This window comes from Psychrobacillus sp. FSL H8-0484 (genome assembly GCF_038005325.1).
Classification (GTDB): domain Bacteria; phylum Bacillota; class Bacilli; order Bacillales_A; family Planococcaceae; genus Psychrobacillus.
Genome location: NZ_JBBOSZ010000001.1, coordinates 4,113,082 through 4,138,003, shown reverse-complemented (window position 1 = coordinate 4,138,003; position 24,922 = coordinate 4,113,082). Strand labels below are relative to the sequence as shown.

The following is a 24,922-nucleotide window of genomic DNA, read 5'->3' as shown; positions in this document are numbered from 1 at the left end:
TAATCTTATCTCCTTTTTTACAGATTGATAAGAAAAAATTTCTTATCTATTTCTGTTTCTCCTCCAAATACATCAGACGATGTTTTAATATTGGTCGAAGCCTTTAAAATAATTAATATGTATAAATTATAAGGACATATACACAAATCCACTAGCTGTGGATAAATATTATAAACGTAAGTGGAAAAACTTATCCACAGATTACTAACAGTTGTGGATAAAGAAAAACAGGGAATTTCGTTTGAAAAAGTAAAACACAAACATCGTATCAAAAAACCGTTGTAATTACAAGCGTTTTTAAGGTTATCCACAATAATTAAATTATTAACAACTCAAGTTGTCCACAGTGTATGAGTATGTTTAAAACATGTTCATAAGCTATGTGGATAATTTTTGTGTGCTATTTTTTTATACACAGGTAAAAAAGTAATGAAGATATTTTTTGTGGATAAAGTAGAGTGCTGTTCCAAAGGGAGGATTTAAAAAAAAAATTGACAAAAGCGTACTAATTTATATATAATATCGGAGACTGTCTAAGGAACATTTTAAGATGATCAACTCAGGAGGTGTCATATAGATGAAACGTACATTCCAACCAAATAGCCGTAAACGTGCAAAAAATCACGGTTTCCGCGCACGTATGAGTACAAAAAACGGTCGCCGCGTATTAGCAGCACGTCGTGCAAAAGGAAGAAAAGTATTATCAGCATAAGTCCACTGACCATTTCAGTGGTCTTTTTTTTCTTTTAATACAACGATTAGTTGGAGCAGGTGAATGGATGAACAAGAAACAACGGATAAAAAAGAACGCAGAGTTTCAAACGATCTTTAAAAGAGGGAAATCATTTGCTAATAGACAATTTGTTGTTTATTGCTTAGATAATGAAGAAGACTTTTTCCGAGTTGGGCTATCTGTTAGCAAGAAAGTTGGTAACGCAGTAGTTCGTAATCGCATTAAACGGTATATACGTCAAACTTTTTTAGAATTAAATGATTATGTATATACAAATAAGGATTATATTATTATCGCCAGAAATCCGGCGGCCAAGTTAGACTTTCATGAAACAAAGAAAAGTCTTGAGCATGTATTTAAGATTGCAAAAGTAATGAAAAAGAAAAGCTAGTGTGAAGTCTTTATTTGAAGTGGTAAGATTAAAACTAGATATATTAGTTATAATAGGGGGAAAGAAGGTTGAAAAAGAGATTATCATTAGTACTTTTACTAATAGTTACAACCGCTTTACTTGCTGGATGTAATGAATTTAATGAGCCAATCTACTCTAATTCAAAAGGCTTTTGGAATGAATATATTGTTTGGCCGTTAGTCTCAGCTATTACTTATTTTAAAGGTTTATTAGGCACGTATGGATTAGGAATTATAATGGTAACAATTATTATTCGATTAGCAATTCTACCATTAATGATTAAGCAAACAAAAAGTTCTAAAAATATGCAGGAAGTTCAGCCAGAACTAAAAAAACTTAAAGAAAAATACAGTTCTAAAGACAGCGCAACGCAGCAAAAATATCAGCAAGAAATGATGGCACTATTTAAAGAAAGAGGAATTAATCCAGCTGCTGGATGTTTACCTGTTTTTATTCAAATGCCAATATTAATCGGCTTCTACCATGCAATTAGTCGAATGAATAACACACCAGAAATTAACTTGGGTGATTTCTTAGGCCTTACATTAGCGGAACCAAGTATTTTCTTAGCAATTCTAGCAGGGGTTATGCAATTTATCGTTTTACGTACAGGTCCAGCAATGGATAATCCGCAAATGAAAATAATGATGTATATTATGCCGTTTATGATTATGGGATTTGGTATTGCTTTACCTTCAGCACTAACATTATATTGGGTTATCGGAAATATTATCTCTATTATTCAAAATTTATTCATTTATAAACCTTGGAACAAGCGAAAAACAGAACCTGTTAAATCGGGAGGGGCAAAAAAATGAATCAGATTACGCAAACTGCACCTACAAAAGAAGAAGCTATAAATATTGCACTAGAAAAGCTTGGAGTTTCGAGAGAAGATGTGTCAATTACAGTAGTGGAAAAAGGTAAAAAAGGTTTTCTGGGATTTGGAGTAAAACCTGCAGTTGTTGAAGTAACTGTTTTAGAGAAAGAAGAAATAGTCGATGTAGCTTCCGAGGAACAAGAAGTTCAAAGAGTAGAAGTAGATGAGATGAACGATTTAGAAAAAGTAGTCGAAGTAGAATCAACACCACTACTTTCAGTAGAGAAAGCAGATCATCTTAAGAACACAAATGACTTAGCTGTAAAAGAAACCATTCAATATATTAATGAAATAGCTAAAGAGATGAAAATTGATGATTTAGTAATAACTGAGAAAAAAGAAGGGAAGTTTATCCACCTTCACTTAAATAGCGAGAAAGCAGCTCTACTAATTGGAAAGCGTGGACAAACATTGAATGCGTTAGAAAATTTATCTCAGCTAGTCGCGAATAAGTTTTCTCATTCATTTATTATTATTAAGTTGGATGTTGGAAATTACCGTGAGCGTAGACAAGAATCATTAGAACAACTTGCTGAAAGAATGGCGGACAAGGCTGTCCGTACTGGTAATAAAGTAGAGTTTGAACCAATGTCTTCTTTTGAAAGAAAGATAATTCATAATGCATTGTCTGTTCGCGTGGATATTGAAACATACTCGGTAGGTACAGATCCAAATCGTTATTTAGTTATTGAATCAATAAAATAAAGTAAACGGATTTTAGCTATTTATTAGCTGAAATCCGTTTCTTACTTTTAAGAATGATCGTTAAGTAGCTGCTACTTTTTGTTCAGATAAATAAAAGCTTCTATACTTCTGATTTTATATAATTTATGTTATTGTTATATGTTAGATAGTCATGTTCGTTTTAGTTATACACATGTGGATAACTAAAAAATTGTAAGGAGGTGGACACTTGTGGAATTTGATACAATAGCTGCTATTTCTACTCCTCTTGGAGAAGGGGCAATTGCAATAGTAAGACTTAGTGGAACTAGTGCAGTAGCAATAGCAAACAAAGTTTTTCAGTCACCAAATGGAAAAGATTTATTTAACCAAGCTTCTCACACGATACACTATGGACATTTAGTGGATCCCAGATCTAATGAAGTAGTAGAAGAAGTAATGCTATCCTTAATGAAAGGACCAAAAACTTTTACTAGAGAAGATGTAGTAGAGATAAATTGTCATGGTGGACTTGTATCAGTTAATCGTGTTCTACAACTAGTATTAATAAATGGTGCGCGACTTGCAGAACCTGGGGAGTTTACAAAACGTGCATTTCTAAATGGAAGAATTGATTTATCACAAGCTGAAGCAGTTATGGATTTAATAAGAGCAAAAACAGATAAAGCGATGAATGTTGCTTTAGGGCAAATGGATGGCCGATTATCTAGACTTATTAAAACTTTGAGGCAGGCACTACTTGAGACATTAGCGCAAGTTGAAGTGAATATTGATTATCCAGAGTACGATGATGTAGAAGAAATGACCATCCCACTTATGATAGAGAAAGGTTCTTGGGTGAGGGAAGAAATTGAAAAATTATTACTTACTTCATCTCAAGGGAAAATACTGAGAGAAGGCCTTTCCACTGCAATAATTGGAAGACCTAATGTAGGAAAATCATCTCTATTAAATAGTTTAATTCAAGAAAATAAAGCAATTGTTACAGATATAGCAGGAACTACAAGAGATATTATAGAAGAATATGTAAATGTACGTGGAGTTCCATTAAAATTAGTGGATACAGCTGGAATTCGCGAAACTGAGGACATTGTAGAACGGATTGGAGTCGAGAAGTCACGACAGGTATTAAAAGAAGCAGATCTGATTCTACTTGTATTAAATAACGCAGAGCAGCTGACGGAAGAAGACCGAAGACTGTTTGAAGCAATCGAAGGTATGGATTACATTGTTATTATTAATAAAACTGATTTACCAAATAAATTGGATTTTGACGAAGTAAAACAATTATCCGGAGATAAACGATTAGTCACGACTTCATTACTACTAGAAGAAGGAGTCGACGAATTAGAAGAAGCAATTGCATCTTTATTCTTTGAAGGTTCCATTGAAGCATCCGATTTAACCTATGTTTCAAATGCACGCCATATATCGTTATTGCATTTAGCGAAAGCAACAATAACGGATGCTATAGAAGCAGCATATATCGGAGTGCCAGTCGACATGATTCAAATAGATGTGACTAGAACTTGGGAAATATTAGGTGAAATTATTGGAGATACAATAGAAGAAAGCTTAATTGATCAGTTATTTTCACAATTTTGTTTAGGAAAATAAAAAATGAGAGGAAGTTACGAACATGCCAAACTTTGAAGCAGGCAAGTTCGATGTGATTGTTGTTGGAGCAGGACATGCAGGAGTGGAAGCGGCACTAGCATCAGCTAAAATGGGCGCAAAAACGCTTGTTTTGACAATTAATCTTGATATGATTGCATTTATGCCATGTAATCCATCCATCGGAGGGCCAGCAAAAGGAATTGTTGTGCGTGAAATTGACGCATTAGGCGGTGCCATGGGGAAAGTAATTGATAAAACACATATTCAAATGAGAATGCTGAACACAGGGAAAGGTCCTGCTGTTCGAGCACTTCGTGCGCAAGCAGATAAAGTATTATATCAACATGAAATGAAGCGTTTGTTAGAAGAGCAAGAAAACTTAACAATCCATCAAGCTGTAGTAGAAGAATTAATTGTTGAAGACGAAAAAATTGTAGGCCTCGTTACACAAGTAGGGGCTATATATAGAGCTGATGCTGTAGTCATTACAACAGGTACATTCTTACGCGGGGAAATTATTATTGGAGACCTGAAGTATTCAAGTGGTCCAAATAATCAACAACCATCGATTAAATTAGCAGATAGTATTCGAAACTTAGGATTTGACCTAGTGCGATTTAAAACAGGTACTCCTCCACGTGTTAATAGTAAAACAGTGGATTATAGTAAAACAGAAATCCAACCTGGAGATGATGTTCCAAGAGCATTCAGTTTTGAAACAACTGAGTTTATCATGGATCAATTACCATGTTGGTTAACATATACAACGGAAACAACTCATCAAATTATTAACGAAAATTTACACCTATCTCCTATGTATTCAGGTATGATTAAAGGAACTGGACCAAGATACTGTCCTTCCATCGAAGATAAAATAGTGCGTTTTAGTGATAAACCTCGCCATCAAATCTTCCTAGAACCAGAAGGAAGAAACACAAGAGAAGTATACGTTCAAGGACTTTCAACTAGTCTTCCAGAGCACGTACAACGTCGTCTGATTGCTTCTGTTCCAGGTCTTGAAAAAGCAGAGATGATGCGAGCTGGTTATGCAATCGAGTATGATGCAATGGTTCCAACGCAACTTTGGCCAACTCTTGAAACGAAAAAAGTTAAAAATCTTTATACAGCAGGACAAATTAACGGAACTTCTGGATATGAAGAGGCTGCTGGTCAAGGATTAATGGCAGGTATAAACGCAGCGTTACGAGTACTCAAAAAAGAAGAAAAAGTATTAAGTAGATCTGATGCGTACATTGGAGTATTAATTGATGATCTAGTAACAAAAGGAACAAATGAACCATACCGTTTATTGACTTCCCGTGCAGAATATCGTTTGTTATTACGTCACGATAATGCTGATTTACGCCTTCTCGAGGTAGGGTATGAAATAGGGCTTGTTCCACAAGAACGTTATGAAAGATTTTTAGAGAAAAAACAACGAATTGAAGATGAATTAAAACGTCTTCGTTCTTTCATGATAAAACCAAATGAAGCAACACAAGCACTAATTCGAAGTGTGGAAGGTAGCGAATTAAAAGATGGAATTCGTGCTGCAGACCTGCTTAAACGTACAGAAATGAACTACGATTTAGTTGTTCAACTAGCTCCTTCTGATGTAGAGTTAACGATTGAAGAGAAGGAACAAATTGAAATTCAAGTAAAATATGAAGGGTATATTGAAAAATCTCTTCAGCAAGTAGAAAAACTTAAAAAAATGGAAGACAAAAAAATTCCTGATCAAATTGATTATAATGCGATCTCTGGAATTGCAACGGAAGCGAAACAGAAATTAATGGAAGTACGTCCGTTGTCGATTGCACAAGCATCACGTATTTCAGGAGTAAATCCAGCGGATATCTCTATTCTACTTATTTATATTGAACAAGGAAAAATAGCTAAAATTACTGGATAGTCTAAAATGATGAGGAGAACTACATGAACGAAGAACAATTTAAACAAGCCCTTCATGAAAAAGGAATTGACCTAACTGGTACACAGTTGCAACAATTTAAAAAATACTTTGAACTATTAGTTGAATGGAACGAAAAAATGAATTTGACCGCAATTACTGATGAAGCTTCTGTCTATTTAAAACATTTTTTCGATTCAATTAGTGCTTCTTTTTATGAGGATTTTACTGGCTCTTTCTCCGTATGTGATGTTGGAGCAGGAGCTGGTTTTCCAAGTATTCCATTGAAAATATGTTTTCCAAATTTAAAAGTTACGATAGTTGATTCATTGAATAAGAGAATTCAATTTTTAACCCATTTGAGCAAAGAATTACAATTAACTGATGTACATTTTGTTCATTCTCGTGCAGAAGATTTTGGACAAAATAAAGATTATAGAGAACAATATGATATTGTAACTGCAAGGGCTGTAGCAAGACTTTCTGTTTTAGCTGAACTATGTGTTCCTCTAGTAAAAGTAGGAGGAAGATTCATAGCAATGAAAGCTGCTAGCGCTTCAGATGAGTTAAAAGATGCTAAAAAAGCACTAAATATTTTAGGTTCTGAAAAAAGTGCAGAATATTCTTTTCTTTTACCTATTGAAAACAGTGAAAGAACGTTATATGTCTTTTCTAAAACAAAAAGCACACCGAAAAGATACCCTCGAAAACCAGGTATTCCAAATAAAACACCTATTATTTAATGAGGAACGTTCCACGTGAAACATTATAGTATTGTCTTCTTTATCGTGAATATGAAGTATAAAGAGTTTCTAAAAGGTGGTGCTTGTTAGATGAAAAGTCCTTTTTCACGTTTTTTCGGAAGTTCTGAAAAGCAAGGACAAGATGATATTGTGGAGACTACACAAAATCATTTAGAAGAAGTAGTTAATGTGGCGATTGAAAAAATAGTGCCTAATAGATATCAACCGAGAACTGTTTTTGATGATGCAAAAATAGAAGAACTTGCACGCACTATTCATACGCATGGTGTAATTCAACCTATCGTCATTCGTAAAATGGACGATGAAAAATACGAGATAATTGCTGGAGAACGTCGTTTCCGTGCGATGACTAAACTAAAATGGACGGAAGTACCAGCAATAATTCGTAATTTGAGTGATAAAGAAACAGCTTCTATTGCATTAATTGAAAATTTACAACGGGAAGAGTTAACAGCTATCGAAGAGGCAGTTGCTTATCAAAAGTTATTAAAACTACACGAACTAACGCAAGAAGCGTTAGCTCAACGACTTGGTAAAGGGCAATCGACTGTTGCGAATAAACTGCGGTTGTTAAAATTACCTGAAGAAGTCCAGGATTCAATTATGAAAAAACAGCTGTCAGAAAGACATGCACGTGCACTAATGCAAATTAAGGAAAAAGAAGCACAAATAAAGTTGATGAATATGTCCATAGAGTATCACTGGAATGTAAAACAGTTAGAAGATAAAGTGGAGGAGATATTAAACCCTCCAACTAAAGATGAAAAGAAATTAGTAAAACCAAAAAGAAAAGCAGTTAGTAAGGATGTAAGAATTGCATTAAATACTATAAAGCAATCTTTATCTATGGTAACGAAAAGTGGAATAAATATTAAGACTGAAGAAGAAGATACGGAAGAATTCTATCAAATTACCGTAAGAATACCTAAAAAGAAATCATAATATTATATTTTAATGAAACTCTTACATGTTTTTGTAAGAGTTTTTTTTTGTAACAATAATAACATTCATTTTTCTGTAAAGTTTGATAGAATGGAATAGAGTTAATAAATTTTGATGAAAGTAGGTGCAAGAGTGGGAAGAATTATTGCAATAGCCAACCAAAAAGGGGGTGTAGGCAAGACAACTACATCCGTTAACTTAAGTGCCTGCCTTGCATACTTAGGGAAGAAAGTATTGCTTGTTGATATAGATCCACAAGGAAATGCTTCTAGTGGTGTAGGGGTAAATAAAGGTGATGTAAACCAATGTATTTATGATGTTTTAATAGATGATGTAAGTGTAATAGAAACTATTCAAGAGACAAAAGTAGAAAACTTATATATTGTTCCAGCTACCATTTCGTTAGCAGGCGCAGAAATAGAGCTAGTTTCTACAATTTCACGTGAAGTTCGTTTAAAAAAAGCATTACAAGAAGTTCAAAGTCAGTACGATTATATTATTATTGATTGTCCCCCGTCACTTGGCTTATTAACGATTAATTCACTAACAGCTTCAGATGCGATCATTATTCCAGTGCAATGTGAATTCTATGCTTTAGAAGGTTTAAGCCAACTATTAAGTACTGTTCGCCTTGTTCAAAAACACTTAAATAAGAACCTTGAAATTGATGGAGTTTTATTAACAATGTTTGATGCTCGAACTAATTTAGGCATTCAAGTAATCGATGAAGTAAAAAAATATTTCCAAGATAAAGTGTATAAAACAATTATTCCGAGAAATGTTCGTCTAAGTGAAGCACCAAGTCATGGTGAACCAATTATTATTTACGATCCGAAGTCTAGAGGAGCCGAAGTATACTTAGAACTAGCAAGGGAAGTGATTCGTAATGGCTAAAGGATTAGGAAAAGGTATTAATGCACTTTTTCCAGGGGAAGATTCGGTACAAGAAGAGAAAGTGGAACAAATTAGTTTAACCGATATTAAACCAAACCCTTTTCAACCGAGAAAGATTTTTGATGAAGAGGCGATGAAAGACCTTTCCGAATCTATTAAAGAACACGGGGTATTACAGCCTATTATTGTTCGAAAAAAGGGTTCGAAATATGAAATAGTAGTTGGTGAGAGAAGGTTTAGAGCCTCTCAAAAGGTTAGTTTGGATCTAATTCCTGCTGTCATTCGTGAATTTAATGATCAGCAAATGATGGAATTGGCTATTTTAGAAAATTTACAACGGGAAGATTTAACACCAATTGAAGAAGCAGAAGCATATCAAAATTTAATGGAACATTTAAATTTAACACAAGAGCAGCTTGCATTTAGATTAGGAAAGAGTCGTCCACATATTGCTAATCATCTTCGGTTACTGACTTTACCAGAAGTTGTTAAAAAAGCAGTTTCTAATGGAGTTTTATCCATGGGACATGGAAAGGCGTTACTTGGATTAAAAAAGAAAAAAACAATTCCTTTAATTATGCAAAAAACAATTAAAGAAAATTTAAATGTCCGTCAACTAGAGGCCTTAGTCCAACGATTAAACGAAAATGTTCCACGTGAAACAAAAAAAGAAGAAAAAGATATTTTTACAATTGAAAAAGAGTCTGAATTAAGAGATTTATTTGGCACAGCCGTCTCTATTACTAAAAATAAAGAAAAAAATAAAGGTAAAATTGAAATTGAATTTTACTCTAATGATGATTTGGAGAGAATTTTAAAATTATTAGAAGATTAAACCAACCTATTTCTAGGGTTCCTAGGAATAGGTTGTATTTTTACAATTGGAATGAGGAATAGAGATGGTATTGTTAGGTACACTTGTGAATGCAATATTAATAGTAGTCGGATCGATTATTGGGAGACTTTTAAAAGGGATCCCAGAGAACATGAAACAAACTGTTATGTACGCAATTGGTATTGCAGTAATAGTATTAGGAATTCAAATGGGAATAGAAAGTAAAAATTTTGTACTAGTTATTGTTTGTCTCGTATTTGGAGGAGTAATTGGAGAATGGATTGATCTGGATAAATGGCTAAATAGGCTAGGTCAATTTGTAGAAAGTAAGTTTGACACTAAAAAGCAAGGTGGTAGCCTTGCTCAAGGGTTTGTTACAGGAACACTAATATTTGTTATTGGAGCAATGGGAGTAATAGGAGCACTAAATGGCGGCCTTCAAAATGATCATGAGTTGTTAATTAGTAAAGGAATAATAGATGGATTCACTTCTATTATACTTGCTGCAACTTTAGGGATAGGTGTTTTATTGTCAGCGATTCCAGTATTTATTTATCAAGGTTTGATAGCCCTATTTGCAACACAAATTACAAAGTTAATACCAGAAGCTGCACTTGAATTGTTTCTGCAAGAAATGACAGCTACTGGTGGAATTATGATTATAGCAATTGGATTAAACTTATTGGGCTTAACGAAAATTAGAGTTGCTAATCTTTTACCAAGTTTAGTTGTTGTAGGTATCGCTGTTGCGATTATTTATAACTTTTAAATTGTAGCGATGCCAAGCTAAGAGAAGTGAACGCGAAATTACTTTCCCCATTTCGAATGTTAAATTGAGACGTGTACTTTGCAACACGTTATACTCCATAAAACCACCAATATTAACAATTGCTTTAATAGATACTTCCCCAATTGGAGGTAACTCTTTTTTAACTGCTTTACCTGGATAAAGCGGGCCAGGGTGTACAATAATTTGTCCAATATTGTTAGCATTTCCTAAACATGCATCAATGGCAATAATATAAGGCTTTTCTGGAGAATTAAGAAGTGCTTTTGTTGTTTCCTCCAGATTTAAAGCGTGCAACGGCGTGTCTAAAGTACCGACAATTTCGAATGGAAAAGAAACGAGTTGAGTTAAAAAAGAACCTGTCATTGGTCCAAGCGCGTCTCCAGTAGAGCGATCTGTTCCAATACAACAAAAAACAAGATTGGGATGATCAAAAGGAATTTGCTCTAAAAAAAAGTTACTTAATCGCCAAATAACACCTGTTTCTTTATAATAGATAGTAGATGTAGGTTGAACTGTAGTAGCTTGAGTATTCATACATAAGCTCGCTTTCTTTTTAGCATAGTATATGCATCTGTGAAATTATTTATTCAGTGAGGGTGATAAGGAATCTATGAACAAAATATTAGAAGGAATACAAAAATTCTTTTTTAACGAAGATACTTGGATAGCATTAGGAAAGACTTCTCTAAAAATAGTCGTTATTTTATTACTTACAGGGATTCTTGTAAAAGTTGGTGGGCGGGTAATCGAAAAAGTCTTTTTAATGAGGCAAAGAAGCCCGTTAGCATATTCAGAGAGAAGACAAAATACACTTTTGAAATTGATACAAAATATTTTGACATACGTTGTGTACTTCACAGCTATTATAACTATCTTATCAACGCTTGGTATAAATGTAGCTGGTCTATTAGCCGGTGCTGGTATTTTAGGGTTGGCAGTTGGTTTTGGAGCGCAAAGCTTAGTAAAAGATGTAATTACCGGTTTCTTCATTGTCTTTGAAGATCAGTTTGCTGTAGGGGATCAAGTACAAATTGGGCAGGCTATAGGAGCAGTGGAGGAAATAGGACTTCGCACGACAAAAGTGAAGAGTTACACAGGAGAACTTCATATCATTCCAAATGGGAATATTGCGGAGGTTATTAATTACTCCATTCATAATTCGCTCGCTTTAATCGATGTTAGTGTCTCTTATGAATCGGATATCCCAGTAGTTGAAAAACTAATAGAAGGATATTTGAAAGATTTATCAATTAAATATGAAGAACTTGTAAAGGATCCCGTTTTACTTGGAGTGCAAACCTTGGCTGCATCTGAAATAATTTTGCGAGTAGTGGCGGAAACAAAGCCAATGCAACAACATGGGGTAGCGAGGAATATTCGTAGAGATTTGAAAGAGTTCTTAGAGAAAAATGGTATTGAAATTCCATATCCGAAGATGGTTGTTTACCAAAGTAAATAATAAGTAGGTGAGTGAAGTGGGAAGCAAGCAATTTCAACTAAATGATATCGTTGAAATGAAAAAACAGCATCCATGTGGCACGAATGCATGGAAAATTATTCGTATGGGAGCCGACATTCGTATAAAATGCGAGGGGTGTCAGCATAGTGTAATGATTCCTAGAAATGAATTTGAAAAGAAGATGAAAAGGCTATTAGTTCAAGCAAATCCTGAGCAAGGATAGACTTTTATACGTAAAATCAATATAATGAACAGGTTATATAGAAAGAAAATGCTTTAAAAAATTGAAGGGTTGTGACATATATGGCTTTAACGGCAGGGATTGTAGGATTACCAAATGTAGGGAAATCCACATTATTTAATGCAATAACAAAAGCGGGTGCACTTGCTGCAAACTACCCGTTCGCTACAATTGATCCAAACGTCGGAATAGTAGAAGTTCCTGACGCTCGTTTAGATAAATTAACTGAGTTAGTAGTACCAAAGAAAACAGTTCCAACTGCATTTGAATTTACAGATATTGCAGGAATTGTAGAAGGTGCAAGTAAAGGAGAAGGTCTTGGAAACAAGTTCTTAGCTCATATTCGAGAAGTAGATGCAATATGCCAAGTAGTACGATGCTTTAATGATGAAAATATTACACATGTATCTGGTAAAGTAGATCCAATTTCTGATATTGAAGTAATTAATCTAGAGTTAATCTTAGCCGATTTGGAAAGCGTAGATAAACGTTTAGCACGTGTAGTAAAAATGGCTAAACAAAAAGATAAAGATGCAATGGTAGAAGAACCTATTCTTACTCGTTTAAAAGAAGCTTTTGAAGAGGGTAAATCTGGTCGTTCTGTCGACTTTACAGAAGAAGAGTTACGTGTAGTAAAAGGCCTTCATTTATTAACAGTAAAACCAATGCTTTACGTTGCGAATGTGTCGGAAGATGATATTATGGCTTCGGAAGAAAATGAATATGTACAAAAAGTACGTGCATTTGCTACAGAAGAAGGGGCACAAGTAATTGTTGTTTGTGCGAAAATCGAAGAAGAAATGGCTGCACTTGAAGATGAAGAAAAACAGATGTTCTTAGAAGAATTAGGAATAGAAGAGTCTGGATTAGATCAACTTATTAAAGCTTCTTATTCATTACTTGGACTTGCTACTTACTTTACAGCTGGTGTACAAGAAGTAAGAGCTTGGACATTCCGTAAAGGGATGAAAGCACCTCAATGTGCAGGAGTAATTCACTCTGATTTTGAAAAAGGATTTATCCGAGCAGAAACAGTTGCATATGATGATTTAGTTGCTACTGGATCTATGACAGCTGCAAAAGAAGCGGGTAAGGTTCGATTAGAAGGAAAAGAATACATTGTACAAGATGGCGACGTTATGTTGTTCCGTTTTAATGTATAAATCCTGTTAAATTAGGCTGTTGTTTTTTAGAAACATATATTTTGTGACGAAATCCATGCGACTCCTTCGAAAAAACGAGTCGCCAAGACCCCGGAACGAGCTTATAGGAACAAATCCTGAGTTTGCCACAAGGTGGCTTGGCAGTTCGTCCGCGAAAAGCAAGCGGTTTTTCGACAGGTAAAATATGATTGTTAACAATGCCAATATATAAAAACATCAGATTTGCAATTTTGCGAACCTGATGTTTTTTCATATTATTTCATAACGTATAATTTTGGTTTAACGGGATCATCCTTTATTAATATGTTGGGCGGGTATTTTCTTAAATCTTTATACATTGCAAAATCTCCTGCTGCACCAGCAATCAGCCAAGCCCCTAAAAGTACAAGCATAGGTGATTGGATGGAGTACCCAATGATTACTGGGAGTACACCAGTTGTCCAAAAAGGTAGTAGTAATGCTTTTTTCATAGCTCTATTAGGCAAAGGAATAGAAGTAGTTGCATATGCAATCCCCATTTTAAGATTTACTCCGTAGTTCATGCTACTCCAGGGAACTTTTCCAAAGAACCAAAACCCGACTAGATGAAAACATTCATGCAAAATAATAAGTAGTACATATCCGAAGAAGAATAATAGTAAATCCACGAATGAAAAAGTTATTTGAAAGCTACCGTACAAGGAAATATAAATGATCATTCCAATAATGGAAAATGAAAAAGTCATAATTAAGCTTGACCAAGCCACTTTTTTTAAATCAATTTCAATGACAGATAAGATATCTTCCTGTTCATAGTTTTCCATGAATAATCCCTCCAATATAATAAATATACATGAATTAACTTAATATAACACTCTGTTCTTGATACATAGATTATTATATGGTACAATTCATTGATGTGAGTAATATAATTACTTGCTCCTTGTCGGCTTTTCATAGTCGGCCAAAGACCATAGGGAGGTGTAAATAGATGAGAAAGTACGAATTAATGTACATTATCCAACCAGCAATTGAAGAAGATGCTAAGAAAGCTTTAGTTGAGCGTTTCCAAGAAATCTTAACTTCAAATGGTGCAGAAATCATCGAAGCAAAAGAGTGGGGTAAACGCCGCTTAGCTTACGAAATCAATGACTTACGTGAAGGTTTCTACCAAATCGTTAAAGTAAACGCTGATTCAAAAGCAATCGATGAGTATACACGTTTAGCTAACATCAATGAAGACATTATCCGTCACATTGCTGTTCGTATCGACGATATTAAAGTTAAAGCAAAAAAATAAAAATGACTAACAAAGCTGAACGAGGGAGGTTAAATACTGATGATTAACCGTGTCGTATTAGTTGGAAGACTAACAAAAGATCCGGAACTTCGCTACACGCCAAGTGGTGTTGCAATGGCAAGATTTACACTAGCTGTAAATCGCACATTCTCCAACCAGCAAGGCGAAAGAGAAGCTGATTTTATCAACTGTGTCGTTTGGAGAAAGCAAGCTGAAAACACAGCTAACTTTTTGAAAAAAGGAAGTTTAGCAGGTGTTGAAGGGCGTATTCAAACGGGTAGTTATGAAGGACAAGATGGGAAACGTGTTTATACGACGGATGTTGTTGCAGACAGCGTTCAGTTCCTAGAACCACGTAGTAGCTCTGGTGACCGAAGCCAAGGTGGACAAACACCATCATTTGGCGGCGGTGGACAGCAGCAAAACTCATATCCGACATATCAGCAAAACCAACCAATGAATCAGCAAAATTATACACGTGTAGATGAAGATCCTTTTGCAAATAGTAGTGGACCAATCGAAGTATCGGATGACGACCTACCGTTTTAAAAGAATCACACGCATGTTTACTTTAATCGAAAAGGAGGCAACCTATTATGGCACCACGTCGCGGAGGCAAAAGACGTCGTAAAGTATGTTACTTCACAGCAAACAACATTGCACACATCGATTATAAAGATGTAGATTTGTTGAAAAAATTCGTGTCAGAACGTGGAAAAATTCTTCCACGTCGTGTGACAGGAACAAGCGCGAAGTACCAACGTAAGTTAACACGAGCTATTAAAGTATCTCGTATCATGGCTTTACTTCCATTCTCTTCTGAAGAGAGATAAGTATAAATTGAAAGGACCGGGAAACCGGTCTTTTTTTGTTCCTCTTTTATATATAGGCTCTGTTAGATTAAGTCGTTGTTTTTTGGAAGAATATATTTTGTGACGAAAATCCGCGAGACTCCTTTGGAAAAACGGGGTGCCAAGACCCCAGAGCGGGCTTATAGGAACAAATCCTAAGTTCGCCACACCAAGGAGGAAACGGCTTCGTGACCAACATCCTGTTGCCCCGAGGAGGCTAGACAGTTCGTCCGTGGAAAGTGAGCGAATTTTCCTCCATAAAAACATTTATATAAAATACCAATGACCAATAGAAGGAATTTTAGTTGTAGTAGGAAATCTGTTACAATGGATAGATGATTACAACAAAGGAAGGTCCTGCATGCAAAAAAATAAAACAAACAATATAACATATGGATCCATGATGATTGCACTATTTGCTATTCTATTAGGCCTGACTTTCTATATACCATTTGTAGGTTTTATAACAGCTTTTATAGTGCTATTACCGATTGCTTGGTATAGTGCAAATTTTGAAAGAAAACAAGCTATTCTTGTAACTACCATTTCAATAATAATCTCTTTTATTATTGGAAATATTGGTGGTTTAATATTTGGACTCCTAATTGCTCCGCTTGGATTTATAATAGGAGACTCCATTCGAGGTAATAAGTCAAAGCTATATATGTTAATGGCTTCCACGATTTTTATATTATTCATGACGGCTGTTCAATACATAATTTCGATTTTAGTATTAAATATTAATGTTTTGGAGCAATTTTTAGAGAACATTGAAATATACTACGAACGACTAGGGAATATGATGTCCTCGGTAGGACAGTTGCCAGAAAATTACGATGCAATGGTTAATAAAAGCTTACAGCTTATTGAAGCAATTATGCCTACTTACTTTATTGGTGGAGCATTTATATTAGCTTTTATTTACTTAAGCATTAATTTACCTTTGTTGAAGAAGCTTAAATTAGACGTGCCAAAGTTTTCAAAATTCGTGGATTTTCGACTTCCAAAAGCAGTGTTATGGTATTATTTAATCGTATCCGTTATCACATTGATTGTGTCATTTGAAATAGGAACTTTTGGTTATTTACTCTTTATAAATGCAGCTTTGATTTTAAGAACTCTTTTGTTTTTACAAGGGGTTTCGCTTATTCACTATTATTTTTATGTGCGAGGATGGCCAAAATGGGCTGCTATTCTGGCAACATTTTTGGCAGTTCCACTTTATACGTTTACAATAATACTTGGTGTGTTAGATTTAGGATTTAACTTACGAGGATTTTTAAAAGACAGGTACAAAAAATAAGGAGCTGATCAAGTGGCGTCTTTTTTTAGAAAACGACCAATTCGATATCCACTCGTTTTATTTATGCTCCTTGGTGGAGTTGCGTCTTATTTACTTCTTTCGAACAATGTTTTAGTTGGATCGTTATTTCCTCTGTTGGTTATTGGAGTATCCATATATGCATGGAAGCTAGAACAGCGAGTATATGAAGAAACAGAAAAGCATATCGAAACTCTTTCTTACCGAATGAAAAAAGTAGGCGAAGAAGCTCTGTTAGAGATGCCTATTGGAATTATATTAATAAATGATCAATATATCATTGAATGGGCTAATCCATATATGATGCAAAAGCTTCCATTCGATACCATTATTGGTGAGGAGCTTGTTTCTATATCTAAAGATTTTCAGCAGCTTTTAAAGCAAGAGGATTCAAAGGAATTGGTTATATCCCTGGATGATAATAACTATAAAGTGTTCTACAAGGCGGAGGAAAAGCTACTTTACTTTTTCGACATAACGGAACAAGTAGAGATGGAGTCTTTATACTACGGTGATCGAACGGTAATTAGTGTGCTTTTTATTGATAATTACGATGAAATAGCACAAGGCATGGATGACCAAACACGTGGTCAGTTAAACAGTATCGTGACATCCTGTGTGAATAATTGGGGCGCGAAGTATGGAATATACGTGAAAAGAATTTCTTCCGATCGCTTTTTAGCGGTATATAATGAGTCTATTTTAGTTGAACTAGAGAAAAATAAATTTTCCATTCTAGATGATATAAGAGAAACAACTTCCAAATTTGGATTTTCTTTAACGTTAAGTGTTGGAGTAGGTGTTGGTTCTACTTCACTGGTTGAACTTGGAGAGTTAGCGCAGTCTAGCCTAGATTTAGTATTAGGTCGAGGCGGTGATCAAGTTGCTATAAAACAGCCAAATGGAAAGGTGAAGTTTTATGGTGGAAAGACAAATCCAGTTGAAAAAAGAACTCGTGTTAGAGCAAGGGTTATCTCACATGCACTTCGAGATTTAATACAAGATAGCGATAAAGTATTTGTAATGGGACATAGAATGCCAGATATGGATGCTATTGGTTCAGCTGTCGGAGTGAGAAAAATGGCGGAGATGAACAAAGTTGAAGGCTACGTTGTTGTTGATTTTAATGAATTCGATAGTAGTGTGCTTCGACTAATGGATGAAATTAAAGAAAAGCCGGACCTATATAATCGTTTTATTAGTCCAGAAGAGGCTATAAATAAAATGACAGATAAAACGTTGTTAGTTGTGGTGGATACACATAAACCTAGTTTAGTTATAGACGAGAAATTGCTTCAAAAAGCAGAAAAAATAGTTGTAATAGATCATCATCGACGGGGAGAAGAATTTATTTCAAATACAATGCTTGTGTATATGGAGCCATACGCATCATCTACTTCAGAACTTGTAACGGAATTAATCGAATATCAACCCAAAAATGAAAAAATATCCATGCTCGAAGCTACATCTATGCTTGCTGGGATAATAGTAGATACAAAAAGCTTTACGCTTCGAACAGGAGCCAGAACCTTTGAAGCAGCCTCTTATCTTCGGACACATGGTGCAGATACCATACTTGTTCAAAGTATATTGAAAGAAGACCTAGACACATATATTGAGCGATCTAAAATCGTGCAGACTGTTGAATTTTTTAAAAAAGGAATTGCGATAGCTCACGGAGAAGAAAGTATTTCATATAGCCAAGTACTACTTGCTCAAACCGCTGATATTTTATTAACAATGAACAACGTTACTGCTTCATTTGTAATAGGGCGGAGAAGTGAATCTACAATAGGAATTAGTGCAAGATCGCTTGGGGATGTAAATGTACAGTTGGTAATGGAAAGGCTTAATGGCGGAGGGCATTTAACTAATGCGGCATGCCAATTAGAAAATAAAACAATAGAAGAAGCAATTACACTTTTAAAAGATGCCATAATGGAAATAATTGAAGGAGGAAATGCAGAATGAAAGTAGTATTCTTAAAAGACGTAAAAGGAAAAGGTAAAAAAGGAGAAATTAAAAACGTAGCAGATGGGTATGCACATAATTTCTTATTAAAAAATAACCTTGCAGTTGAGGCAAACGCTGCAGCAATAAGTGCATTAGAAGGACAAAAGAAAAAGTCCGAAAAAGAAGCGGCAGAAGAGTTAGCAGAAGCAAAAAAACTAAAAGAAGTACTAGAACAACTAACAGTTGAATTAAAAGCAAAATCAGGAAGTGATGGCCGTTTATTTGGTTCTGTCACTACAAAACAAATTGCAGGACAATTAGAAAAATCACATGGTATTAAGTTAGATAAACGTAAAATGGAGTTAGACGATGCTATTCGTGCGTTAGGATATACGAATGTTCCAGTTAAACTTCATCATGAAGTAGTAGCGACACTAAAAGTTCATGTAACAGAAGAAGCGTAAGGAGAGAGGTCAATGAGCGATCCATTGTTGGACCGTGTGCCCCCACATAACCAAGAAGCTGAACAATCCGTCATTGGAGCAATATTTTTAGACCCGCAAGCATTAATAACAGCTGCGGAAATTGTAATGCCAGAGGACTTTTATCGAGTAGCTCATCAGAAAATATTCCAAACGATGCTACGACTAAGCGATCAAGGAAAAGCGATAGATGTAGTAACTGTTACAGAAGAGCTATCTTCCAAAAAAGAGTTAGAAGATGTAGGTGGTATTTCTTACATCAGTGAAATTGCAAATACAGTCCCTACGGCAGCGAATATTGGACATTATGCAAAGATAGTGGAAGAAAAATCGATATTACGTCGACTAATTCGAGTAGCTACAACAATCGTAGAAGATGGGTTTACTAGAGAAGATGAAGTAGAAGCCTTACTGTCAGAGGCTGAACGAAAAATGATGGAAGTTGCCAACAGAAAAAATGCTGGTGACTTTAAGCATATAAAAGATGTTTTGGTGGAAACATATGATAACATCGAAAAACTTCATACAAGAAAAGGCGATGTTACAGGTATTCCAACAGGGTTTCGTGATTTAGATAAAATTACTGCTGGCTTCCAGCGAAATGATTTAATCATTGTAGCCGCACGTCCATCTGTAGGGAAAACGGCTTTTGCACTTAACGTTGCACAGAATGTGGCGACGAAGACGGATGAAAATGTAGCTATCTTTAGTTTGGAGATGGGTGCGGAGCAATTGGTCATGCGTATGCTTTGTGCTGAAGGGAACATCGATGCTCAAGTACTTCGAACGGGTGCCCTTACAACAGAAGATTGGCGTAAACTTACAATGGCAATGGGTAGTTTATCAAATGCAGGTATTTTTATCGATGATACTCCTGGTATTCGAGTGAATGAAATTCGTGCGAAATGTCGCCGATTGAAGCAAGAACATGGACTTGGAATGATTTTAATTGATTATTTACAGCTCATTCAAGGGAGTGGTGGAAGTCAAGCAAATCGTCAACAAGAGGTATCTGAAATTTCTCGATCACTAAAAGGTTTGGCTCGTGAACTTAAAGTTCCAGTAATTGCACTTTCTCAGCTTTCACGTGGAGTGGAGCAACGTCAAGATAAAAGACCAATGATGTCCGATTTACGTGAATCTGGTTCTATTGAGCAAGATGCCGATATCGTATCGTTTTTGTACCGAGAAGATTATTATGATAAAGAAACTGAAAACCAAAATATGATTGAAATTATTATTGCAAAACAGCGTAATGGTCCTACTGGAACAGTGACGCTTGCATTTGTAAAAGAATTTAATAAATTTGTGAATATTGATTGGAGCCAGCATCAAGCCCCGCCAGCATCATAATTCAAACACGAACATATTAATGTTTATCCCATTAATCGTTCGTGTTTTTAACTGTTATTGGTTGACTCAGAGCTTGGTGCTTGGTACAATTACAATGTTTGAATCAGGACATAAAAATGTCTGACGGAGGTGTTGGCAATGCCATCAGTAGTAGTAGTAGGAACACAATGGGGAGACGAAGGTAAAGGGAAAATTACAGACTTTCTCTCTGAAAATTCTGAAGTAATCGCTCGTTATCAAGGCGGTAATAATGCAGGACATACCATTATTTTTGGAGGAGAAACATATAAACTTCACTTAATTCCTTCAGGGATTTTTTATAAGGACAAGATCTCAGTTATTGGAAATGGTATGGTAGTAGATCCAAGAGCTCTTGTGAAAGAATTAAAAGGTTTACATGATCGTGGAGTATCAACAGAAAATTTACGTATTTCCAATCGTGCACACGTAATTTTGCCATATCACTTAAAACAAGATGAAGTGGAAGAAGCGCGTAGAGGTGCTAACAAAATTGGTACTACAGGTAAAGGAATTGGTCCAGCTTACATGGACAAGGCTGCACGTGTTGGTATTCGTATGGCAGATCTTCTTGATTACGAAGTATTTAAAGAAAAATTAGAGCGTAATTTAGAAGAAAAAAATAGAATGTTCGAGAAATTTTATGAAACAGAAGGATTTACTGTTGAAGAAATTTTAGAAGAGTTCTATGGCTACGGTAAAGAAATTGAAAAATATGTTACAGATACTTCAAAAGTATTAAATGATGCTTTAGATGAAGGCCGTCGCGTACTTTTTGAAGGTGCCCAAGGTGTTATGTTGGATATTGATCAAGGTACATATCCATTTGTTACATCTTCTAACCCTGTGGCTGGTGGAGTAACAATTGGTGCTGGTGTGGGACCAACGAAAATTTCGCATGTTGTTGGTGTTTGTAAAGCCTATACTTCTCGTGTAGGAGATGGTCCATTCCCAACGGAACTATTTGATGAAGTTGGAAATCAAATTCGTGAAGTTGGTAAAGAGTATGGGACAACTACAGGACGACCACGTCGTATAGGCTGGTTTGATACAGTTGTAATTAGACATGCTCGTCGCGTTAGTGGTTTAACTGATTTAACGGTTAACTCCATTGATGTTTTAACTGGTTTAGAAAAAGTAAAAATTTGTACTGCGTACAAATACCAAGGTGAATTAATTACAGAATATCCAGCAAACCTTCGTACTCTTGCAGAATGTGAACCAGTATACGAAGAACTACCAGGCTGGAGTGAAGATATTACATCATGTAAAACACTAGATGAGCTTCCTGAGACAGCACGTCACTATTTAGAGCGTATTTCACAGCTTACAGGTGTACCAATCTCTATTTTCTCAGTAGGACCTGATCGTACTCAAACAAATATTATCTCAAGTGTTTGGAGATAAATTAAGTTAATAAATAAAAAACCGTCAAGAAATGCAACATTCTTGGCGGTTTTTTGTTATTTAATGACAAAAAAATTAATGTCATAGCAATATTAATCTTCTATTATTACAAATATAACAAAGACCATATGCAGACTTATGTATAAAAAAAGGATATTTTGGTGAAAACTAAAACAATATAAAAGCAAATATGAAACAGAAGTATAATATTTTACAAATTAGTAACGTTAATAGGAAATAATGGGACTTAAAATACATTTTGTTTACAAGATTGATTATTAGTACACTTCGCCATTTCAAATATGTTAAATTTAATTAAAGTGACGTTAATAAAGAGTGAAATATTTTAATTGTTTTGGAAGGGGCTTTATCATGTTTTGGAAAAGAATGAATGAGGAACAAAAGCAACTAATTGTTTCTTCAAACAGAAAGTCAAATATGGTTAAAAAAGCAGCCGTATCAGTTTTACTAATTTCAAGTGTTTCTTTTAATATGGCTTTTGCTAATGAACCTGAAAATACTACATTAAAAGAAATTTATCATATATATTCAAATGGGCAGTACATAGGTGCATTAGCTGATAAAACAGAAATGCAAGCAATAATTGATCAAAAAGTTAAAGATTCGAGCTCCCAGTATGAAAACCTCCCTTTAAAAGCAGGATCTAACTTATCAGTGGTGTCGGAACAAGTTTTTACACCATCTACAAATGATGAGGCAACACTTCAAAAGCTGGATGAATTAATTGAAGTAGAAGCAACTGCATTTGCACTGTTGGTTAATGACGAGATGGCGGTCTACGTCAAAGACCTGGATGCTTATCAAGAAGTTATTCATAAACTAAAATTACATTTTGTTTCAGAAGAAGAGTTAAACGTACTGGAAGCTCAAAAGAGTTCTACTGAAGTTTTACCCGAATTAAAAGAAGATGAAACACGTATTGCGGATTTAATATTAAAACAAAAAGTATCTGGCGTTACAGTAGATGTGGATCCAAATAAGATTGTATCACCAGACGACGCAGTTAAACTTCTACTAGATGGTACATTAGAACAAGAAACATATAAAGTAGCTGAAGGAGATGTATTGGGGACAGTTGCAAGTAAGTTTAATCTAACATCTTCTGAGCTTTTAGCGATTAATCCTGACATTACGGAGTCTAGTGTTTTGCAAATAGGTCAAGAGTTAAATGTAACTGTCTTAAAACCACTTATTAATGTAGAAGTTCATTATGAGAAAAAAGCTGTAGAAGAAATAAAACATACGAAAAAAGTAATAGAGATAGATGAGATGTATAAAGGTGATACAAAGGTAAAACAAGAAGGTTCTGACGGTAAAAAAGTAGCAACTTACTTAATACGTAAAGAAAATGGGGTTCAAGTAGGCCAATCTGTTAAAGAAGAAACGATACTTGTTCAACCAACAGATCATATTGTGCTAAAAGGAACAAAAGTGATTCCTTCTCGTGGTTCTGGTGTATTTACATGGCCTGCTGAAGGTGGATATATATCTAGTAAAATGGGACACCGCTGGGGCCGACAGCATGAAGGAATAGATATTGCTCGTCCTAATGGATTTAATATTAAATCTGCTGATAACGGCACTGTCGTAGCTGCTGGATGGGATGGAACATATGGTAAACGAGTGATTATAGACCATAACAATGGCTACAAAACAACATATGCTCATCTTTCTTCTATAAGTGTGGATGTAGGAGATGTTGTACCTCAAGGTTCCAAAATAGGTGTAATGGGAAGTACTGGCCGTTCAACAGGCACTCACTTACATTTTGAAGTGGATAAAAACGGGGTAACGATTAATCCATTAACTGTGTTAGACTAATATTATGTTAGAGACGGTCACTTGTTTGGCTGTCTCTTTTTTATATAGTTTACATAATGTTCTAGACAGATTATTTACCTACATAAAATTTCCTGGGAAATAATTCGACAATCGTCGACTTTATGAATTCTATCATGTGCCTATTTCCTTTAAGGATGCATAGAGTCTAAAAGCATGATAGAGTAAATATATATTATTTGTTTCAAAAAAATTATTTAAATAAAGGCTCTGTTATATTTTACTGATGTGTTTTAGCATATAATTTGCGGTAGAATTCGCGCAGACTCCTGCGGAAAAGCAATCAGATTCTACCAAATAACAACAATGTAGTTTAACAGCTTCTAAATAAAAGATAGACTATGAGTGCGAAAGGGGTTCTATACATGAGTAAAAAAATATTAGTAGTAGATGATGAGAAGCCAATTGCAGATATACTTCAATTTAATTTGAAAAAAGAAGGATATCAAGTGTTTTGTGCCTATGATGGCGATGAAGCTTTGAAAAAGGTAGAAGAAGTACAGCCTGATTTAATGTTACTAGATATCATGCTTCCAAATCGAGATGGTATGGAAGTTTGTAGAGAAATTCGCAAGAGATACGATTTTCCAATTATTATGCTTACAGCAAAAGATTCGGAGATCGATAAAGTACTTGGTTTGGAACTTGGAGCAGATGATTATGTAACGAAACCATTTAGTACAAGAGAGTTAATAGCACGAGTGAAAGCAAACATGAGAAGACATCAAACATTACAAGAAGATGCTGAAGTGGTAACGAATGACATAACTATTGGGCCACTAACTATTCAGCCAGATGCATATTTAGTGTTAAAAAGAGATGAAACAATAGAATTGACTCATCGTGAATTTGAGCTATTACATTATTTATCGAAACATATAGGACAAGTCATGACACGTGAACATTTACTACAAACAGTATGGGGATACGACTATTTTGGGGATGTCCGAACAGTGGATGTAACAATACGTCGTTTACGTGAGAAGATTGAAGATAATCCTAGCCATCCTACTTGGATTGTAACTAGAAGAGGCGTTGGTTACTATTTACGGAATCCTGAACAGGAGTAAAAAGA

26 protein-coding genes are annotated in these 24,922 nt (G+C 35.1%); 24 read left to right on the top strand and 2 right to left on the bottom strand.

Translation table 11 applies throughout. The annotated features are described in order from the left end of the window. Positions 1–577: 577 nt before the first annotated feature. The 11 genes from rpmH (at position 578) to MHH81_RS20410 (ending at position 10,439) form a co-directional block, all read left to right on the top strand. Positions 578–712 (top strand): 50S ribosomal protein L34, encoded by a 135-nt coding sequence (gene rpmH, locus MHH81_RS20460; protein ID WP_093275488.1) that lies wholly within the window; start codon positions 578–580, stop codon positions 710–712. Positions 713–779: 67 nt separating this feature from the next. Continuing rightward, entirely contained in the window at positions 780–1,124 is a 345-nt protein-coding gene (gene rnpA, locus MHH81_RS20455) for a ribonuclease P protein component (RefSeq protein ID WP_340925053.1), read from the top strand. Positions 1,125–1,192: 68 nt separating this feature from the next. Continuing rightward, entirely contained in the window at positions 1,193–1,963 is a 771-nt protein-coding gene (gene yidC, locus MHH81_RS20450) for a membrane protein insertase YidC (protein ID WP_340925052.1), read from the top strand. Continuing rightward, positions 1,960–2,730, top strand: coding sequence for an RNA-binding cell elongation regulator Jag/EloR (gene jag / locus MHH81_RS20445; RefSeq protein ID WP_340925050.1), 771 nt, complete (start codon positions 1,960–1,962; stop codon positions 2,728–2,730). The genes yidC and jag overlap by 4 nt, the downstream gene beginning before the upstream one ends. A gap of 210 nt (positions 2,731–2,940) precedes the next feature. Beyond that, positions 2,941–4,326: a tRNA uridine-5-carboxymethylaminomethyl(34) synthesis GTPase MnmE gene (mnmE, locus tag MHH81_RS20440; protein WP_340925048.1), complete on the top strand. Its 1,386-nt coding sequence runs from the start codon at positions 2,941–2,943 to the stop codon at positions 4,324–4,326. A gap of 22 nt (positions 4,327–4,348) precedes the next feature. After that, a complete protein-coding gene (gene mnmG, locus MHH81_RS20435) occupies positions 4,349–6,238 on the top strand; it encodes a tRNA uridine-5-carboxymethylaminomethyl(34) synthesis enzyme MnmG (RefSeq protein ID WP_340925047.1) in 1,890 nt (629 codons plus the stop codon). Positions 6,239–6,261: 23 nt separating this feature from the next. Further along, complete coding sequence (rsmG, locus tag MHH81_RS20430) at positions 6,262–6,978, top strand: 16S rRNA (guanine(527)-N(7))-methyltransferase RsmG (RefSeq protein ID WP_340925046.1); 717 nt, start codon at positions 6,262–6,264, stop codon at positions 6,976–6,978. Positions 6,979–7,068: 90 nt separating this feature from the next. Further along, on the top strand, positions 7,069–7,941 hold the full coding sequence (gene noc, locus MHH81_RS20425; RefSeq protein ID WP_340925045.1) for a nucleoid occlusion protein: 873 nt from the start codon (positions 7,069–7,071) through the stop codon (positions 7,939–7,941). 132 nt (positions 7,942–8,073) lie between these two features. After that, positions 8,074–8,835, top strand: coding sequence for a ParA family protein (locus MHH81_RS20420; RefSeq protein WP_340925366.1), 762 nt, complete (start codon positions 8,074–8,076; stop codon positions 8,833–8,835). Further along, positions 8,828–9,670 carry a ParB/RepB/Spo0J family partition protein gene (locus MHH81_RS20415; RefSeq protein ID WP_340925043.1) on the top strand — a complete coding sequence of 281 codons (843 nt, stop codon included), beginning with the start codon at positions 8,828–8,830 and terminating at the stop codon, positions 9,668–9,670. The genes MHH81_RS20420 and MHH81_RS20415 overlap by 8 nt, the downstream gene beginning before the upstream one ends. A gap of 64 nt (positions 9,671–9,734) precedes the next feature. Beyond that, positions 9,735–10,439, top strand: coding sequence for a DUF554 domain-containing protein (locus tag MHH81_RS20410; RefSeq protein ID WP_340925042.1), 705 nt, complete (start codon positions 9,735–9,737; stop codon positions 10,437–10,439). Here the strand turns inward: MHH81_RS20410 and yyaC are convergent. Beyond that, on the bottom strand, positions 10,395–10,994 hold the full coding sequence (gene yyaC, locus MHH81_RS20405; RefSeq protein ID WP_340925040.1) for a spore protease YyaC: 600 nt from the start codon (positions 10,992–10,994) through the stop codon (positions 10,395–10,397). The genes MHH81_RS20410 and yyaC overlap by 45 nt on opposite strands. A gap of 76 nt (positions 10,995–11,070) precedes the next feature. Here yyaC and MHH81_RS20400 point away from each other — a divergent pair, with 76 nt between their 5' ends. The 3 genes from MHH81_RS20400 to ychF all read left to right on the top strand — a co-directional run bounded on the left by MHH81_RS20400 (position 11,071) and on the right by ychF (position 13,323). After that, positions 11,071–11,919, top strand: coding sequence for a mechanosensitive ion channel family protein (locus MHH81_RS20400; RefSeq protein ID WP_340925038.1), 849 nt, complete (start codon positions 11,071–11,073; stop codon positions 11,917–11,919). A gap of 16 nt (positions 11,920–11,935) precedes the next feature. After that, positions 11,936–12,142: a DUF951 domain-containing protein gene (locus MHH81_RS20395; protein WP_340925036.1), complete on the top strand. Its 207-nt coding sequence runs from the start codon at positions 11,936–11,938 to the stop codon at positions 12,140–12,142. Between the two features lie 80 nt (positions 12,143–12,222). Beyond that, positions 12,223–13,323 (top strand): redox-regulated ATPase YchF, encoded by a 1,101-nt coding sequence (ychF, locus tag MHH81_RS20390; RefSeq protein WP_340925034.1) that lies wholly within the window; start codon positions 12,223–12,225, stop codon positions 13,321–13,323. Between the two features lie 254 nt (positions 13,324–13,577). Here ychF and MHH81_RS20385 read toward each other — a convergent pair whose 3' ends face one another. After that, complete coding sequence (locus tag MHH81_RS20385) at positions 13,578–14,126, bottom strand: DUF3267 domain-containing protein (protein WP_340925032.1); 549 nt, start codon at positions 14,124–14,126, stop codon at positions 13,578–13,580. 167 nt (positions 14,127–14,293) lie between these two features. Between MHH81_RS20385 and rpsF the strand changes: the two genes are divergently transcribed. The 10 genes from rpsF (at position 14,294) to yycF (ending at position 24,917) form a co-directional block, all read left to right on the top strand. Further along, on the top strand, positions 14,294–14,602 hold the full coding sequence (gene rpsF, locus MHH81_RS20380; RefSeq protein WP_090567343.1) for a 30S ribosomal protein S6: 309 nt from the start codon (positions 14,294–14,296) through the stop codon (positions 14,600–14,602). A gap of 39 nt (positions 14,603–14,641) precedes the next feature. Further along, complete coding sequence (gene ssb, locus MHH81_RS20375) at positions 14,642–15,151, top strand: single-stranded DNA-binding protein (protein WP_340925030.1); 510 nt, start codon at positions 14,642–14,644, stop codon at positions 15,149–15,151. Positions 15,152–15,198: 47 nt separating this feature from the next. Beyond that, positions 15,199–15,435, top strand: a complete 237-nt coding sequence (gene rpsR, locus MHH81_RS20370) for a 30S ribosomal protein S18 (RefSeq protein ID WP_093275428.1) — start codon at positions 15,199–15,201, stop codon at positions 15,433–15,435. Positions 15,436–15,814: 379 nt separating this feature from the next. Further along, positions 15,815–16,756, top strand: a complete 942-nt coding sequence (locus tag MHH81_RS20365) for a YybS family protein (RefSeq protein WP_340925028.1) — start codon at positions 15,815–15,817, stop codon at positions 16,754–16,756. 12 nt (positions 16,757–16,768) lie between these two features. After that, positions 16,769–18,745, top strand: a complete 1,977-nt coding sequence (locus MHH81_RS20360) for a DHH family phosphoesterase (protein ID WP_340925027.1) — start codon at positions 16,769–16,771, stop codon at positions 18,743–18,745. Further along, on the top strand, positions 18,742–19,191 hold the full coding sequence (rplI, locus tag MHH81_RS20355; RefSeq protein ID WP_340925026.1) for a 50S ribosomal protein L9: 450 nt from the start codon (positions 18,742–18,744) through the stop codon (positions 19,189–19,191). Before MHH81_RS20360 ends, rplI begins: the two co-directional genes overlap by 4 nt. Positions 19,192–19,203: 12 nt before the next feature. Further along, positions 19,204–20,562: a replicative DNA helicase gene (gene dnaB / locus MHH81_RS20350; protein WP_340925024.1), complete on the top strand. Its 1,359-nt coding sequence runs from the start codon at positions 19,204–19,206 to the stop codon at positions 20,560–20,562. A 138-nt stretch (positions 20,563–20,700) separates the two neighbouring features. Beyond that, positions 20,701–21,987, top strand: a complete 1,287-nt coding sequence (locus MHH81_RS20345; protein ID WP_340925020.1) for an adenylosuccinate synthase — start codon at positions 20,701–20,703, stop codon at positions 21,985–21,987. A 372-nt stretch (positions 21,988–22,359) separates the two neighbouring features. Continuing rightward, positions 22,360–23,829: a M23 family metallopeptidase gene (locus tag MHH81_RS20340; protein ID WP_340925018.1), complete on the top strand. Its 1,470-nt coding sequence runs from the start codon at positions 22,360–22,362 to the stop codon at positions 23,827–23,829. A 383-nt stretch (positions 23,830–24,212) separates the two neighbouring features. Continuing rightward, positions 24,213–24,917, top strand: a complete 705-nt coding sequence (gene yycF / locus MHH81_RS20335) for a response regulator YycF (RefSeq protein ID WP_340925016.1) — start codon at positions 24,213–24,215, stop codon at positions 24,915–24,917. Positions 24,918–24,922 lie beyond the last annotated feature (5 nt).